This is a genomic window from Streptomyces sp. NPDC008163, assembly GCF_042956885.1.
Classification (GTDB): Bacteria; Actinomycetota; Actinomycetes; order Streptomycetales; family Streptomycetaceae; genus Streptomyces; species Streptomyces drozdowiczii_A.
In genome coordinates, this window is the sequence record NZ_JBIBHG010000008.1 from 299,230 (window position 1) to 311,620 (window position 12,391).

The window sequence follows — 12,391 nt, forward strand, 5'->3', positions numbered from 1 at the left end:
CGTCGTAGCGTGCTCAGAAGCTCGCTATGACGCGGTCGGCGAGTATGTACACGTTCTCCTTGCCGCACGAGAACGTCAGGGCGTACGCCCCCGACACTCCGGAGCCGCCCAGCAGCACCGGGTGCTCGCCGGCGCGCAGCGACTCGGCCAGGCGCTCGGCCGTCTCGCGGTGGCCGGGGGTCATACAGAGCGTCGTACCGTCGGCGAACACGTACACGTCGAGCGTGCCGAGCGGGCCCGGGCGCACGTCGGCCAGCTCGGTGCGGCTGTCCGCCAGCTCCTCCAGGCGGTTCACCGTGCGCTCGTGGTCGGTGACGACGGGCGTCTGCACGGGGACGAAGTCGGGGTGCGAGGGGTGGCGGCGGCGGGCCGCGGCCAGCTCGGGGGAGTCCTCGGCGAACTCCGTCTCCGGCAGCTCCGCCAGCCCGGTCAGCTCGTCCAGAGCCTCGGCGGCGTCGAGATCCATCGCGTCCAGACCGGCGAAATCACTCTGGCGCGGCATGAAGAACGGAGCGTCCTCGCCCAGACCGGCCAGCCCACCCAGCAGCGACGGGGCGTCGGCGGCGTCGCGCGCCTCCTGCGAGGCCCAGAACGCGCGGGCCTCGGCCAGCTCCCGCTCGCGCTCCTCGGCCAGCGCCTCGGCGACGGCCGCGCGTATTTCTTCGGCGGAAGTGGTGTCGTTGCGGGTCTGAGGGGGTACAGCGGCTGTACGGGCGTGACCGTCGGCCAGCTCCTTCCGGAGCGCCGAGACCTGCCTGCGCAGTCCGTGAGCGGCGTGCAGAGCAGCGGCGCCCACAGCCGTGGCAGCGGCGGTGGTCAGCAACAGGGCAATAGGCATGGCGCTCACTGACATACTCCCGGTTTCAATCGATCCCCCGACTTCCTACATCAGCTTGTGCCCTGACGGCACCATGTGTCAGTGCATTACGTCACGAAATGGACAGGACTTTGGGCCCTGTGTAAACCGCTGGTGTAGGTGTGACCTGCGCAAACGACTCTCCCCCAGGAGATAGATCACATCCTGGGGGAGATTCGGTCACGGTCGGGGCTCGGTGGCCCGCAGGGCCCCGGAACCCGCCCTGATCAGCTCAGACGCTCGATGACCATGGCCATGCCCTGGCCGCCGCCGACGCACATGGTCTCCAGGCCGAACTGCTTGTCGTGGAACTGGAGGCTGTTGATCAGCGTGCCGGTGATCCGCGCGCCGGTCATGCCGAAGGGGTGGCCGACGGCGATGGCGCCACCGTTGACGTTGACCTTCTCCAGCGGCAGGCCGAGGTCGCGGTAGGAGGGGATGACCTGGGCGGCGAACGCCTCGTTGATCTCGGCGAGGTCGATGTCGCCGACGGTCAGCCCGGCCCGCTTCAGCGCCTGCTTGCTGGCCTCGACCGGGCCGTAGCCCATGATCTCGGGGGAGAGGCCGGAGACGCCGGTGGAGACGATCCGGGCGAGCGGGGTCAGGCCCAGCTCGCGCGCCTTGGTGTCGGACATGATCACGAGCGCGGCGGCGCCGTCGTTGAGCGGGCAGCAGTTGCCCGCCGTGACCAGGCCGTCCGGCCGGAAGACCGGCTTCAGGCCCTGGACGCCCTCCAGCGTGACGCCCGCGCGCGGGCCGTCGTCCTTGGCGACGACCGTGCCGTCCGGCGTGGTCACCGGGGTGATCTCGCGCTCCCAGAAGCCGTTCTTCAGGGCCTCCTCGGCGAGGTTCTGCGACCGTACGCCGAACTCGTCCATGTCCTGACGCGTCACGCCCTTGAGCCGGGCCAGGTTCTCCGCGGTCTGGCCCATCGAGATGTAGGCGTCCGGGACCAGGCCGTCCTCGCGCGGGTCGTGCCAGCTGGCACCGGACTCCTCGGCGCGGGCCGCGGTACGGGCCTCGGCCTCCGCGAAGAGCGGGTTGTGCGTGTCCGGCAGGCTGTCCGAGTTGCCCTTGGCGAAGCGGGAGACCATCTCGACACCGGCCGAGATGAAGACGTCGCCCTCGCCGGCCTTGATGGCGTGCAGGGCCATGCGGCTGGTCTGCAGCGAGGACGAGCAGTAGCGGGTGACCGTACAGCCGGGAAGGTGGTCCATTCCCATCTGCACGGCGATGATGCGGCCCAGGTTGTTGCCCTGCTCGCCGCCGGGCAGACCGCAGCCGAGCATCAGGTCGTCGATGTCCTTCGGGTCCAGCTCGGGGACCTTGGCCAGCGCGGTCTGGATGATCGTCGCGGTCAGGTCGTCCGCGCGCAGGTCCTTGAGCGAACCCTTGAAGGCCCGGCCGATGGGCGAACGGGCGGCAGAGACGATCACGGCTTCGGGCATCACGCGGCTCCATGGGGGCTGAGGGCGGACAGGCTGCCTGAGAAATCCGGCAGACCCGGCGGTACGGCACGACTGCTCTGGAAATTACCCGGACGTAGCGCCCGGGTCACCCGACCCGGCGTGTGATGCGGACCTCTTTTCTAAGCGAGCGCTCAGTCAATGGCCTCTTCCGGGAGCGCCCGCTCGGCCGGCGGCTCCCCATCCGGGCCGCCCGGTCAGTCGGCGGTCCCCTTCCCGGGCCGCCCGCTCGGCCGGCGGACCCACGCGTGTCTCGGCGAACCGTTCGCGTCCGTGTCCGGCCAGTGGTCGAGGCGGGTCGAGCCCCCGGGCTCCGGGTGCGGATGCGGATGCGGATGCGGCTCGGTGGCGGCGGGCAGGCGCCGCCGCCTGCGGTGCTTGAGCAGGGCCCAGGGCGCCCGGGCCCCCGTGACCTCCGTACCGGCCTCCTTGGCCGCCTGGGAGGCCGCCTTGGCCACCGGCAGCATGTCCTCGCGCCGGGCGCCGTCCAGCCGGTCGGACTCCGGCCACAGACCGAGCACCGCGCACAGCGTCGGCAGCACCGCCATGGACGCGGTCGCGTACCCCTCGGCCGACGGATGGTAGTTGTCCGGGCCGAACAGCTCCCGCGGGTTCTCCTCGAACTCCGGGCCCAGCAGGTCGCCCAGCGACACCGTGCGCCCGCCCTGCTCCACCGTGCCGATCGTCTGCGCCGCGGCCAGCTGCCGGCTCACCCGCCGGGCCAGCCATCGCAGCGGCTGGTACACCGGCTCGATCGTGCCCAGGTCCGGACAGGTCCCGACGACGACCTCCGCCCCGGCCGTCCGCAGCCTGCGCACCGCCGTCGTCAGGCAGCGCACCGACTGGGTCGCGGGCATCCGGTGCGTCACATCGTTCGCCCCGATCATGATCACGCACACGTCCGGCGTCCGCGCCGGGTCCGCGAGGATCAGCGAGACCTGCCGCTCCAGATCGTCCGACCGGGCACCCGGCAGCGCGACATTGCGCAGATCCACCGGCCGCTCGGACACCGCCGCCAGCCCCGAGGCCAGCAGCGCCCCCGGGGTCTGCCCGGCCCGCCGCACCCCCTGCCCGGCCGCCGTGGAGTCCCCGAGCAGCCCGAGGCGCAACGGCTCCGCCGGGCCCGTGAACGCCACTCCGTACCGGCCGTCCGCGCTCGGCGGAACCGGGGCGATGCCGCCGCCCACCTGCCGCTTCGCCAGCTGGACCTCCGCCAGCAGGATGCCCACCGCCGCGGCGCCCAGCAGCCCGATGCTGCCCCCGCCGTAGGCCGCGCCCGCCGCGATCCGCCGTGCCACTCTCGCCGTCGACACAGTCCGGTCCACCTCCTCGTCCCACGTACCGCAGTAGAGCCGTACACAGAGCTACCTGCCCGCTACCAACCGTCGTTCAATCGCGCCGCCCAATCTCGCGTCCGTACGCATACGCTTGCCGGACCATCTCGGAGACCCCGGAGTACACGGTGCAATTCCACGATTCGATGATCAGTCTCGTAGGCAATACCCCGCTGGTGAGGCTGCGCAGTGTCACGGCCGGCATCCAGGCGACGGTCCTGGCCAAGGTCGAGTACTTCAACCCCGGCGGGTCGGTCAAGGACCGCATCGCCCTGCGCATGATCGAGGCCGCCGAACAGAGCGGTGAGCTGCAGCCCGGCGGCACCATCGTCGAGCCGACGAGCGGCAACACGGGCGTGGGCCTGGCGATCGTCGCCCAGCAGAAGGGGTACAAGTGCGTCTTCGTCTGCCCGGACAAGGTGTCCACGGACAAGATCAACGTACTGCGCGCCTACGGAGCCGAGGTCGTCGTCTGCCCGACGGCGGTCGACCCCGAGCACCCCGACTCGTACTACAACGTCTCCGACCGGCTGGTCCGTGAGACGCCGGGCGCCTGGAAGCCCGACCAGTACTCCAACCCCAACAACCCGCGCTCCCACTACGAGACCACCGGTCCCGAGCTGTGGGAGCAGACGGAGGGGAAGATCACCCACTTCGTGGCGGGCGTCGGCACCGGCGGCACGATCAGCGGCACCGGCCGCTATCTGAAGGAGGCCAGCGGCGGCAGGGTCAAGGTCGTCGGCGCCGACCCGGAGGGCTCGGTCTACTCCGGCGGCTCCGGCCGGCCGTATCTCGTGGAGGGCGTCGGCGAGGACTTCTGGCCCTCCGCGTACGACCGTGAGGTCACCGACGAGATCGTCGCCGTGTCCGACAAGGACTCCTTCCAGATGACCCGCCGGCTCGCCAAGGAGGAGGGGCTGCTCGTCGGCGGCTCCTGCGGCATGGCGGTCGTGGGCGCCCTGGAGGTCGCGAAACGGCTCGGGCCCGAGGACGTGGTCGTCGTCCTGCTCCCGGACAGCGGGCGCGGCTATCTGTCCAAGATCTTCAACGACGAGTGGATGGCGGACTACGGCTTCCTGGAGGACACCGGGCCCTCGGCGCGGGTCGCGGACGTCCTGAACCACAAGGAGGGGCCGATCCCCACCCTCGTCCACATGCACCCGGAGGAGACGGTCGGCGAGGCGATCGACGTGCTGCGCGAGTACGGCGTCTCGCAGATGCCGATCGTGAAGCCGGGCGCGGGCCACCCGGACGTGATGGCCGCCGAGGTCATCGGCTCGGTCGTGGAGCGCGAGCTGCTGAACGCGCTGTTCGCCCAGCGCGCCTCGCTCAACGACCCGCTGGAGAAGCACATGTCGGCGCCGCTGCCGCAGGTCGGCTCCGGCGAGCCGGTCGAGGACCTGATGGCGGTGCTCGGCGGCGCCGGCGCGGCGGACGCGGCGATCGTGCTGGTGGAGGGCAAGCCGAAGGGCGTCGTCAGCCGCCAGGACCTGCTGGCCTACCTGGCGAAGGACGCCCCGGCCACCGCGAAGTAGGCACACGGACGCGCGCTTCGCGAAAACGGTACGTGCGTGTCACGTGCACGCAGCACCGGCTTAACACGGCTCGGGCACATTGGTGGATGTCGGCAGGGAGACCCGCCGGCACCGGAACGGCGACAACGGATTACGGAGCGGCTCCCGGACCTCCACCGTCGCCCGGACGCGTCACCCGGCCCTGACCCGGACCGCGTCCCTCGCGGGGACCGCCGTCGTCCCGCCCCCTGGGAAACCGGGGGTGCGGCGGTCCCCGCGACTACCGCTCTACGCGCGCAGCTCTTCCACCGGTACCTATGGGCGCGGTTCCGGCGCGCTTCCATCAGTACTTACGCGCGCAGCTCCGGCGCGTTCTCCCCGGCCGCCCAGCTCGCCAGCAGGGCGATGCGCTCCGCGGTCTCCGAGCCCGGCTCCGGGGTGTAGACGACCAGCGAGAGATCCGGCTCACCGGGCACCGCCAGCGTCTCGTACGGCAGTGTCAGCGAGCCCACCACGGGGTGGGCCATCCGCTTCACGCCGTAGGTCTTCGCCTTCACCTGGTGGTCCGCCCACAAACGCCGGAAGTCCTCGCTCTTCAGCGACAACTCACCCACCAGCGCCGCGAGCTCCTTGTCGTCCGGATGCAGCCCCGCGTCCAGCCTCAGGTACGCGACCGTCTCCGCCGCCACCGCCGGCCAGTCCGGGTACAGCTCGCGCGCCCCCGCGGCCAGGAACGCCTGGCGCGGCATGTTCCGCTCCGCGTCCGGCATCCGGGAGAAGCCGGAGAGGGCGTCCCCCAGCGCGTTCCACGCCAGCACGTCCATCCGGCGGCCCAGCACGAACGCGGGCGCCCGGTCGAACATGTCGAGCAGCAGCCGAAGCCCCGGGCGCACCCGGCGCACCGAAGGGTCCGGCGCCTTGCGGGCCTTGGGGCGCGCCACCGTCCGCAGGTACGCGTGCTCCGTCCCGTCGAGCCGGAGCACCCGGGCTATCGCGTCGAGCACCGCGTCCGAGACGCTGGGCCCGCGCCCCTGCTCCAGCCGGATGTAGTAGTCGACGCTCACCCCGGCGAGCTGCGCCACCTCCTCGCGCCGCAGCCCCGGCACCCGCCTGCGGCCGTACGAGTTGAGCCCCACGTCCTCCGGGCGGATGCGGGCACGCCGTGAGCGCAGGAAGTCACCGAGTTCACCGTCCATGCCCCCGATCGTAGGAGAACGGTCTCCGCCCAGCCTGGTACTGGCAGACCCAGGAACAACGCATACCTGGGTGGGCGGCCCGGCCCGGCGCAGAGTGGTGCTCGGCCCGAACACCGGACATCACACCAGGGAGCACCCCATGCAGTACGAGAACCTCGCCGACCGCACCGCCGTCATCACCGGAGCCGCCAGCGGCATGGGCGCGGCCACCGCCCGGCTGCTCGCCGCGCAGGGCGTACGGGTGGCGCTGCTGGCCCGCCGCGCGGAGCGGCTGGAGGAGCTGGCCGCGAAGATCACCGCGGACGGCGGTCAGGCCCTCGCCGTCGCCGCCGACGTCACCGACCAGGCGTCCGTGGACGCGGCGGCGGACCGGGTGCACGCCGCGTTCGGCCGGGTGGACCTGGTCGTCAACGCGGCCGGGGTGATGCTGCCGAACCCCGTGGACGCGGGGCGCGCCGACGAGTGGCAGCGGATGCTCGACACCAATGTGGCCGGTGCGCTGCGCGTCATCCGGGCCTTCACCGCGGACCTGGTGGCGGCCGCCGCCGAGGGCCGCACCGCCGACCTGGTCAACATCTCCTCGATCGGCGCGCACATCACGTTCCCCAACTACGCGGTCTACGGCGCCACGAAGGCCGCGCTCAGCTATCTGTCGGCCTCGCTGCGCACCGAACTCGGGCCGCGCGACGTCCGCGTCACCAACATCGAGCCGGGCCTCACCGACTCGGAGCTGGCCGGGCACGTCGACAACGCGGAGCTCAGCGGCCAGCTGGACGGCATGTTCGAGGCGCTGGGCGGCCTCTCGTCCGAGGAGATCGCCGACCTCATCGCTTACACCACGAGCCGCGCGCGCCACATCAACCTGCGTCAGCTCATCGTGCTGCCGACCCGTCAGGCGTGAGGCTCAGTCCTCCCAGTCGGAGGCCGTCCGCCGCTCCTCGCGGCCCCGGAACAGCTGCCTGCCGTGACCGGCCTGGAAGGCGTTGACACCCACGATCCCGAGCCAGGCCACGACGAGCCCGCCGATGCCGGCGTTCGCGACGCCGATCGCGGACAGCGGGACGGCCAGGACCAGGGAGACGATGCCGAAGCCGTAGCGCTCGCCGAAGTGCCCGGGCGGGCGCTCCGGGATGCGCGCGCCCCGCGCGACAGCGGTCCGCTCCTCGGCGAGATGCCGCCGGACCCTGCGGTCGAGCGTGGCGTCGAGCCGTTGTTCCACCTTCTCCAGGAACGACTCGGCGAGCGCGGAATCGTAGTCGGCCCCCAGCTCGCTGCGGGCCTGCAAAGTCGCCTTGAGCTCCCTGTCGAGCTCCGTGTCGGGTGCGTCCATGGTTCTCACGGTACGGAGCGGAGGCGGCCGGGGCAGTGGGGCTAGCCCCCCGGTTTCGGGGCCGTTCCGAGGGTCGCGCCCGGGGCGTTCGTGGTCCGTTCCCGGGCGTTCGTGGGCCGTTCCGGGGTTCGTGAAAGTCGTCGGTAACATCCGCCGCCGCCCGGGCGTGTAACTGGACAGAGGCACAACACAGGCTGTGGCAGAAGCAGGACCGGGGCAGGGCGAGAAGACAGGCGGGGGGCCATGACGGCAGGCAGTGAGGAAGTGGAGGCGTTCGACGCGTTCTACGCGGCGACCGCCAAACGCCTGGTCGCCACGGTGTACGCGATGACGGGCGATCTGGGGGAGGCGGAGGACGCGGTGCAGGAGGCGTATGTGCGTGCCTGGCAGCGGTGGGACAAGGTGTCCGGCTCCGGCGACCCGCTCCCGTGGGTGCGGACTGTGGCGGTGCGGCTGTCGATCAGCACCTGGCGCCGGACGCGCGGCAGATTGCGGGCGCACTTCCGGCACGGGGTGCCCGCCGATGTGCCCGGTCTCTCCGAGGACCGGGTGGCGCTGATGGGCGCGCTGGAGGAGCTGAACCGGGACCAGCGGCAGGCGGTGGTGCTGCACCACATGCTCGGCCTGCCCGTGGAGGAGGTGGCCCGGGAGACGGGGGCGTCGAACGGCGCGGTACGGACCCGGCTGCACCGGGCCCGCAGAATCCTCGGCGAACGGCTGGCCGACACCCCTGCGGTGACGGGGCGACAGGTGACACGGAATGCGGCGGCGGGGCGGACCGCGGCGGCGGGGCGGGCTGAGGCGGAGCGGAAGGGGCGGGTGCGGCATGGCTGAGGTCGAGGACCTGATCGAGGACGTCGCCATACGGCTTCCCGACGCCGGGGACATCCGGGCCCGGGGGCAGCGGCGACGCAACCGCGCCCGCGCGGTCCGGGGCGGCGCGGCGGGCGCGGTCGTCCTGGCGGCGGCCGGGGCGTGGGGCCTGCTCCTCCCGGCGGACGGCCCCGAGGCCCGGCAGACGGTCGCCACCACGACGGCCAATCCCTTCAAGGTGGACGGGGTGGTGGTGATGCGCCCGGCCGACGAGCTCCCGGGGTACGCGACCTGGCACTGGAAAGAGAGCACGAGCCTCCCGAAGGGCACCGGACCGAGCAGCGACGCGCTGCCCCAGGTGGGGCTCGACGGCGCCTGCCCCGCCTCCTTCGTCCCGGCGGTCGAGCCGAGCCAGCAGCGGTACTCCGTGTTCTACACGGGCAGCGACCACGCCCTGGCCCAGCACCGGGTCGTCGCGTACGAGGCGAACGCGACCGCCCGGTCCCAGGTGACGGCGCTGCGCGGGGCGATGACCCGGTGCGGGCTGCACTCCGCGACGCCGACCGCACGGGAGAAGGAGGAGGGCGGCGCGGTGTGGTCCGGCACGGTGGACGACGGCCGGACGCTCCGGGTCACCGTCCGGCGGTGGGAGTCCTGGGTGTCGGTCGAGGAGGTTCTGCGGGGGCAGCCCGCCGGCTGACCCGCCCGGCTCGCCCGGCTGCATATGGACATGCAGACACCTTGCTGGCTGAATGGATTCGTCGGCGCCGGGCCGCGGCGCGGCGGATCTACCGAGGGGACAGGATGAGCGGGAGCAGCCCGGCCGCGCGGTTGCAGGAGCTGTTCGAGGGGCGTCGGCTCACGCCCACGCAGCGGCGCATCGCGCACTCGATGGTGCGCAGGGCCGGAGACGCCCCGTTCCTCTCCAGCGTCGAGCTGGCCGAGCTGGCCGGGGTCAGCCAGCCCTCCGTCACCCGGTTCGCCGTCGCGCTCGGCTTCGACGGCTACCCGGCGCTGCGCAAGCACCTGCGCGAGGTCGCCCCGGCGGGGGCGGAGGCGGCTGAGGGCGACGAGACGTACAACGAGTACCAGCAGGCGGTGCTCGGGGAGATCGAGAACCTGCGCCACCTGGCGGAACTCCTCGCCGATCCGGACCCCGTCGAGCGGGCGGGCCGGCTGCTCGCCGCGTCCCGTCCGCTGCCGGTGCTCGGGCTGCGCGCGGCGTCCTCGCAGGCGCGCGGGTTCGGGTACTTCGCGGCGAAGGTGCATCCGGACGTGCGGGTGCTCGACGAGGGCGGCAGCATGCTGCACGACCGGATCGACGCCGCCCGGCGGGCCGGGGCGACCGCGCTGATCTGCTTCGCGCTGCCCCGTCACCCGCGCGAAGTCGTGGACGCCCTGGCGTACGCGCGGGGCCGGGGGCTCACCGTGGTGTCGGTGGCCGACTCCGCGTTCGCGCCGGTGGCCCGGCACAGCGACCTGCTCATCCCGGCCGCCGTGGGCACCGGTCTCGCCTTCGACACCGCCTGCGCCCCGATGCTCCTGGGCCGGGTCCTCCTGGAGGCCATGTGCGACGCCCTGCCCGACGCCCAGGCCCGCCTGGAGGAGTTCGACACGGGGGCGGCGGCGCGGGGGCTGTTCGTGGAGTGACCCGGGGCGGGGTGCGGGCCGCGGGCGGTCCGCACCCCCGGAGCCGCCCGGTCAGACCTCCAGCTCCGCCTCGATCCTCTTCAGCTGGTGGCGGGCCATCGCCAGGTTCGCGCGGCTGCCGTCCAGGACCAGGTAGAGGAACAGGCCGTTGTTGCCGCGGGTCTTGAGGAGGCGGATCAGGTGGTACTGGGTGCCCAGGGTGATCAGGATGTCCTCGATCTCGTCCTTGATGCCCAGGTGCTCCATGGTGCGGAGCTTGGCGCGGACGACGTCGGTGTTGCCGGCCGCCGCGACCTCCAGGTTGAACTCCTTGCCGCCGCCGAGGGTGCCCAGCGCCATGCCGCTCGTGTAGTCGACGAGGGCGACACCGGTGGTGCCCTCGATGGACGACATCGCTTCCTTCAGTGACGCTTCGGTGTTCGCCATGAGTGGTGCTCCCTATTCTCTGACCGGCCACTGCGGCCGGTTCCGTTGCGTGGTGCGGGGTGGTGCCAGTGGCTCCGGTGGTGCCCGTGGTGCCGGTGGGCTCAGGTCGGGCGTTGCGGGAGGACGCCCGGCTGCTGCGGGGCGCGGGGCGCGGGGGCCGGCTGCGGGGCCCGGGCCAGGGCGCGGTCGATCAGTTCGCCGATCCGGGAGCCGGCGCGGCGGCCCTCAAGATGGAGCCGGCCGACGTTGATCCGGTCCTCGGCGAGCAGGGTCAGGACGGCCTGGGAGCCTGCCGCGTAGGTCGCGATGTAGCCCGTCTCGCCGCGCACGAGGAGCTCTCGGAAGCCCTTCCGCCCGGTCGCCTCGGTCATCCGGATCGCGACGCCGAGCGCGGCGGCGGTGAGTGCGGCGACCCCCTCGGCCTCCACGCCCGGGGTGTCGTGCGCCAGGACGAGCCCGTCGGTGCTGGCCGCCAGGGCGCCGGAGAGGAGCGGGACCCGTGCCCGTAACCGCTGGAGCTCGGCGAGGACGTCCTGCGCTTCGGCTTCGGGCACCATCAGCTGTCTCCTTCCGGCACGCTGTCTGAGCGCGCGTATCACAGGGCCTCCAATGCGTCTCGGAGCCGGCGCAGCAGGGCGACGTCGGGGTCGGCCGTGACCTCGGGAAACGCGATCCGGCCCGGCTCCGGGGCACCCGGGGCGGCCGACGGGACCGGCTCGACCAGACCGGCTGCCGCGAGCCGCCGCAGGTCGACCAGCACGTGGAACGCGGACCTGCCGAGCTCCTGCGCGATGCCGGTGGCCGTACGCACTCCGTCCACGCGCTCCAGCACGCGGCGCCGGCCCACCGGCACGGGCGCGTCGGACGGCAGGCCGGTCCGTCGCAGCGGGGCGGTGTCCACCGCGGAGTCCGGCCAGATCCGGTCCAGCAGTTCGCGGCGCCGCAGGGTCTCGCGCTGCACGGCGTCCACCGGGACCGGCCGCACGGTGCCGATCCAGTGCGCGACCCCGTACCGGAAGCGCGCGGGGGTCCGGGTCGGCGCGAGGGCGAAGAACGCCGCGTCGTACAGGGCGCCGAGATGGCACAGCTCCAGCGCTCCGCCCGGCACCCGGCCGCTGTCCACGAGATGCCGGCCGACCCGCTGCCCCGCCCCCGCCTCGGCCACCGCGTCCCACCAGCCCTCGCGGCGCAGCGCACCGCCCCGGGTCAGCAGGACGTCGATCCCGGGCGTCGCCGGGGACTCGGCGTGGACGACCTCGCCGTCGGCGAGGTACAGCGTGCCCCGGTCGCGCATCAGGGCTCCGGTGGCCCGTTCGGCGGCGAGCCGCTGGAGCATCGGGGAGAGCACGGGGGCGGCCGCCTCGTCCGCGAGGGCGGCGGTCATGCGAGGACCAGCCGCTCGGCGATCTCGCCGAGGCGTATCCGGGCGAGCGCGAGGTTGCCCTCGGCGCGGTCCAGCCACAGGTGGAGGAAGACGCTGCTGTCGAAGTCCGTCTCCACGAACCGGAGGATGTGGTACCCGGCGGCGGTGGTGACGATGACGTCCTCGACCGGGGGAGCGCTCCCCGCCCCGCCCGCGGCCGGCTCCGGCGAGCCGAGGGCGAAGGCGGGCTGTTCGGCCGCCATCCGGGCCACCTCCGCCGTCTCCGCCGCCGTCGCCTCGTGATCGCCGTTGGGCGAGTCGCCGACGGTGCCGAGGGCCAGACCGCTCGTCCAGTCGACAACGGCGGCGCCCCTGGCACCGGGCAGTCTCATGACGTCGAGCAGGCACTCGTCGATTCCGGGCACGCGGATTCCCCTCCGACA

At 72.8% G+C, this 12,391-nt stretch carries 14 protein-coding genes; 5 read left to right on the top strand and 9 right to left on the bottom strand.

What is annotated here, in order from left to right; genetic code table 11:
• Positions 1–13: 13 nt before the first annotated feature.
• The 3 genes from ACFZAT_RS20020 to ACFZAT_RS20030 form a co-directional block, all read right to left on the bottom strand.
• Positions 14–838, bottom strand: coding sequence for a hypothetical protein (locus ACFZAT_RS20020; protein WP_391265549.1), 825 nt, complete (start codon positions 836–838; stop codon positions 14–16).
• 245 nt (positions 839–1,083) lie between these two features.
• Positions 1,084–2,304, bottom strand: coding sequence for an acetyl-CoA C-acetyltransferase (locus tag ACFZAT_RS20025; protein ID WP_266534619.1), 1,221 nt, complete (start codon positions 2,302–2,304; stop codon positions 1,084–1,086).
• A gap of 215 nt (positions 2,305–2,519) precedes the next feature.
• Positions 2,520–3,620: a GDSL-type esterase/lipase family protein gene (locus ACFZAT_RS20030; RefSeq protein ID WP_391265621.1), complete on the bottom strand. Its 1,101-nt coding sequence runs from the start codon at positions 3,618–3,620 to the stop codon at positions 2,520–2,522.
• A 164-nt stretch (positions 3,621–3,784) separates the two neighbouring features.
• Between ACFZAT_RS20030 and ACFZAT_RS20035 the strand changes: the two genes are divergently transcribed.
• A complete protein-coding gene (locus ACFZAT_RS20035) occupies positions 3,785–5,191 on the top strand; it encodes a cystathionine beta-synthase (protein ID WP_391265550.1) in 1,407 nt (468 codons plus the stop codon).
• 329 nt (positions 5,192–5,520) lie between these two features.
• Here ACFZAT_RS20035 and ACFZAT_RS20040 read toward each other — a convergent pair whose 3' ends face one another.
• The gene (locus tag ACFZAT_RS20040; RefSeq protein ID WP_391265551.1) at positions 5,521–6,366 is read right to left on the bottom strand and encodes a helix-turn-helix domain-containing protein; all 846 of its coding nucleotides are present in this window, start codon (positions 6,364–6,366) and stop codon (positions 5,521–5,523) included.
• A 139-nt stretch (positions 6,367–6,505) separates the two neighbouring features.
• Here ACFZAT_RS20040 and ACFZAT_RS20045 point away from each other — a divergent pair, with 139 nt between their 5' ends.
• Positions 6,506–7,267, top strand: coding sequence for an SDR family NAD(P)-dependent oxidoreductase (locus tag ACFZAT_RS20045; RefSeq protein WP_391265552.1), 762 nt, complete (start codon positions 6,506–6,508; stop codon positions 7,265–7,267).
• Between the two features lie 3 nt (positions 7,268–7,270).
• Here the strand turns inward: ACFZAT_RS20045 and ACFZAT_RS20050 are convergent, their stop codons facing one another.
• Positions 7,271–7,696: a hypothetical protein gene (locus ACFZAT_RS20050; RefSeq protein WP_391265553.1), complete on the bottom strand. Its 426-nt coding sequence runs from the start codon at positions 7,694–7,696 to the stop codon at positions 7,271–7,273.
• A 243-nt stretch (positions 7,697–7,939) separates the two neighbouring features.
• Here ACFZAT_RS20050 and ACFZAT_RS20055 point away from each other — a divergent pair, with 243 nt between their 5' ends.
• From ACFZAT_RS20055 to ACFZAT_RS20065, 3 genes are all read left to right on the top strand, one after another.
• The gene (locus ACFZAT_RS20055; RefSeq protein WP_391265554.1) at positions 7,940–8,530 is read left to right on the top strand and encodes a SigE family RNA polymerase sigma factor; all 591 of its coding nucleotides are present in this window, start codon (positions 7,940–7,942) and stop codon (positions 8,528–8,530) included.
• Positions 8,523–9,209 (top strand): hypothetical protein, encoded by a 687-nt coding sequence (locus tag ACFZAT_RS20060; protein ID WP_391265555.1) that lies wholly within the window; start codon positions 8,523–8,525, stop codon positions 9,207–9,209. Before ACFZAT_RS20055 ends, ACFZAT_RS20060 begins: the two co-directional genes overlap by 8 nt.
• Before the next feature lie 104 nt (positions 9,210–9,313).
• Positions 9,314–10,159 (top strand): MurR/RpiR family transcriptional regulator, encoded by an 846-nt coding sequence (locus ACFZAT_RS20065; RefSeq protein WP_391265556.1) that lies wholly within the window; start codon positions 9,314–9,316, stop codon positions 10,157–10,159.
• 51 nt (positions 10,160–10,210) lie between these two features.
• Here the strand turns inward: ACFZAT_RS20065 and ACFZAT_RS20070 are convergent, their stop codons facing one another.
• The 4 genes from ACFZAT_RS20070 to ACFZAT_RS20085 form a co-directional block, all read right to left on the bottom strand.
• Positions 10,211–10,585 (bottom strand): hypothetical protein, encoded by a 375-nt coding sequence (locus tag ACFZAT_RS20070; protein WP_391265557.1) that lies wholly within the window; start codon positions 10,583–10,585, stop codon positions 10,211–10,213.
• Between the two features lie 101 nt (positions 10,586–10,686).
• Positions 10,687–11,142: a roadblock/LC7 domain-containing protein gene (locus ACFZAT_RS20075; protein WP_391265558.1), complete on the bottom strand. Its 456-nt coding sequence runs from the start codon at positions 11,140–11,142 to the stop codon at positions 10,687–10,689.
• A 38-nt stretch (positions 11,143–11,180) separates the two neighbouring features.
• Positions 11,181–11,969: a transcriptional regulator gene (locus ACFZAT_RS20080; protein ID WP_391265559.1), complete on the bottom strand. Its 789-nt coding sequence runs from the start codon at positions 11,967–11,969 to the stop codon at positions 11,181–11,183.
• Positions 11,966–12,373: a hypothetical protein gene (locus ACFZAT_RS20085; RefSeq protein WP_391265560.1), complete on the bottom strand. Its 408-nt coding sequence runs from the start codon at positions 12,371–12,373 to the stop codon at positions 11,966–11,968. Before ACFZAT_RS20085 ends, ACFZAT_RS20080 begins: the two co-directional genes overlap by 4 nt.
• Positions 12,374–12,391: the final 18 nt, after the last annotated feature.

Excerpts from the sequence above, each read along its gene's own strand:
- ACFZAT_RS20055 (WP_391265554.1), top strand. The coding sequence starts at position 7,940 with ATGACGGCAGGCAGTGAGGAAGTGGAGGCGTTCGACGCGTTCTACGCG.
- ACFZAT_RS20040 (WP_391265551.1), bottom strand. The coding sequence starts at position 6,366 with ATGGACGGTGAACTCGGTGACTTCCTGCGCTCACGGCGTGCCCGCATC.
- ACFZAT_RS20020 (WP_391265549.1), bottom strand. The coding sequence starts at position 838 with ATGCCTATTGCCCTGTTGCTGACCACCGCCGCTGCCACGGCTGTGGGC.
- ACFZAT_RS20060 (WP_391265555.1), top strand. The coding sequence starts at position 8,523 with ATGGCTGAGGTCGAGGACCTGATCGAGGACGTCGCCATACGGCTTCCC.
- ACFZAT_RS20080 (WP_391265559.1), bottom strand. The coding sequence starts at position 11,969 with ATGACCGCCGCCCTCGCGGACGAGGCGGCCGCCCCCGTGCTCTCCCCG.
- ACFZAT_RS20045 (WP_391265552.1), top strand. The coding sequence starts at position 6,506 with ATGCAGTACGAGAACCTCGCCGACCGCACCGCCGTCATCACCGGAGCC.
- ACFZAT_RS20025 (WP_266534619.1), bottom strand. The coding sequence starts at position 2,304 with ATGCCCGAAGCCGTGATCGTCTCTGCCGCCCGTTCGCCCATCGGCCGG.
- ACFZAT_RS20070 (WP_391265557.1), bottom strand. The coding sequence starts at position 10,585 with ATGGCGAACACCGAAGCGTCACTGAAGGAAGCGATGTCGTCCATCGAG.
- ACFZAT_RS20065 (WP_391265556.1), top strand. The coding sequence starts at position 9,314 with ATGAGCGGGAGCAGCCCGGCCGCGCGGTTGCAGGAGCTGTTCGAGGGG.
- ACFZAT_RS20050 (WP_391265553.1), bottom strand. The coding sequence starts at position 7,696 with ATGGACGCACCCGACACGGAGCTCGACAGGGAGCTCAAGGCGACTTTG.
- ACFZAT_RS20075 (WP_391265558.1), bottom strand. The coding sequence starts at position 11,142 with ATGGTGCCCGAAGCCGAAGCGCAGGACGTCCTCGCCGAGCTCCAGCGG.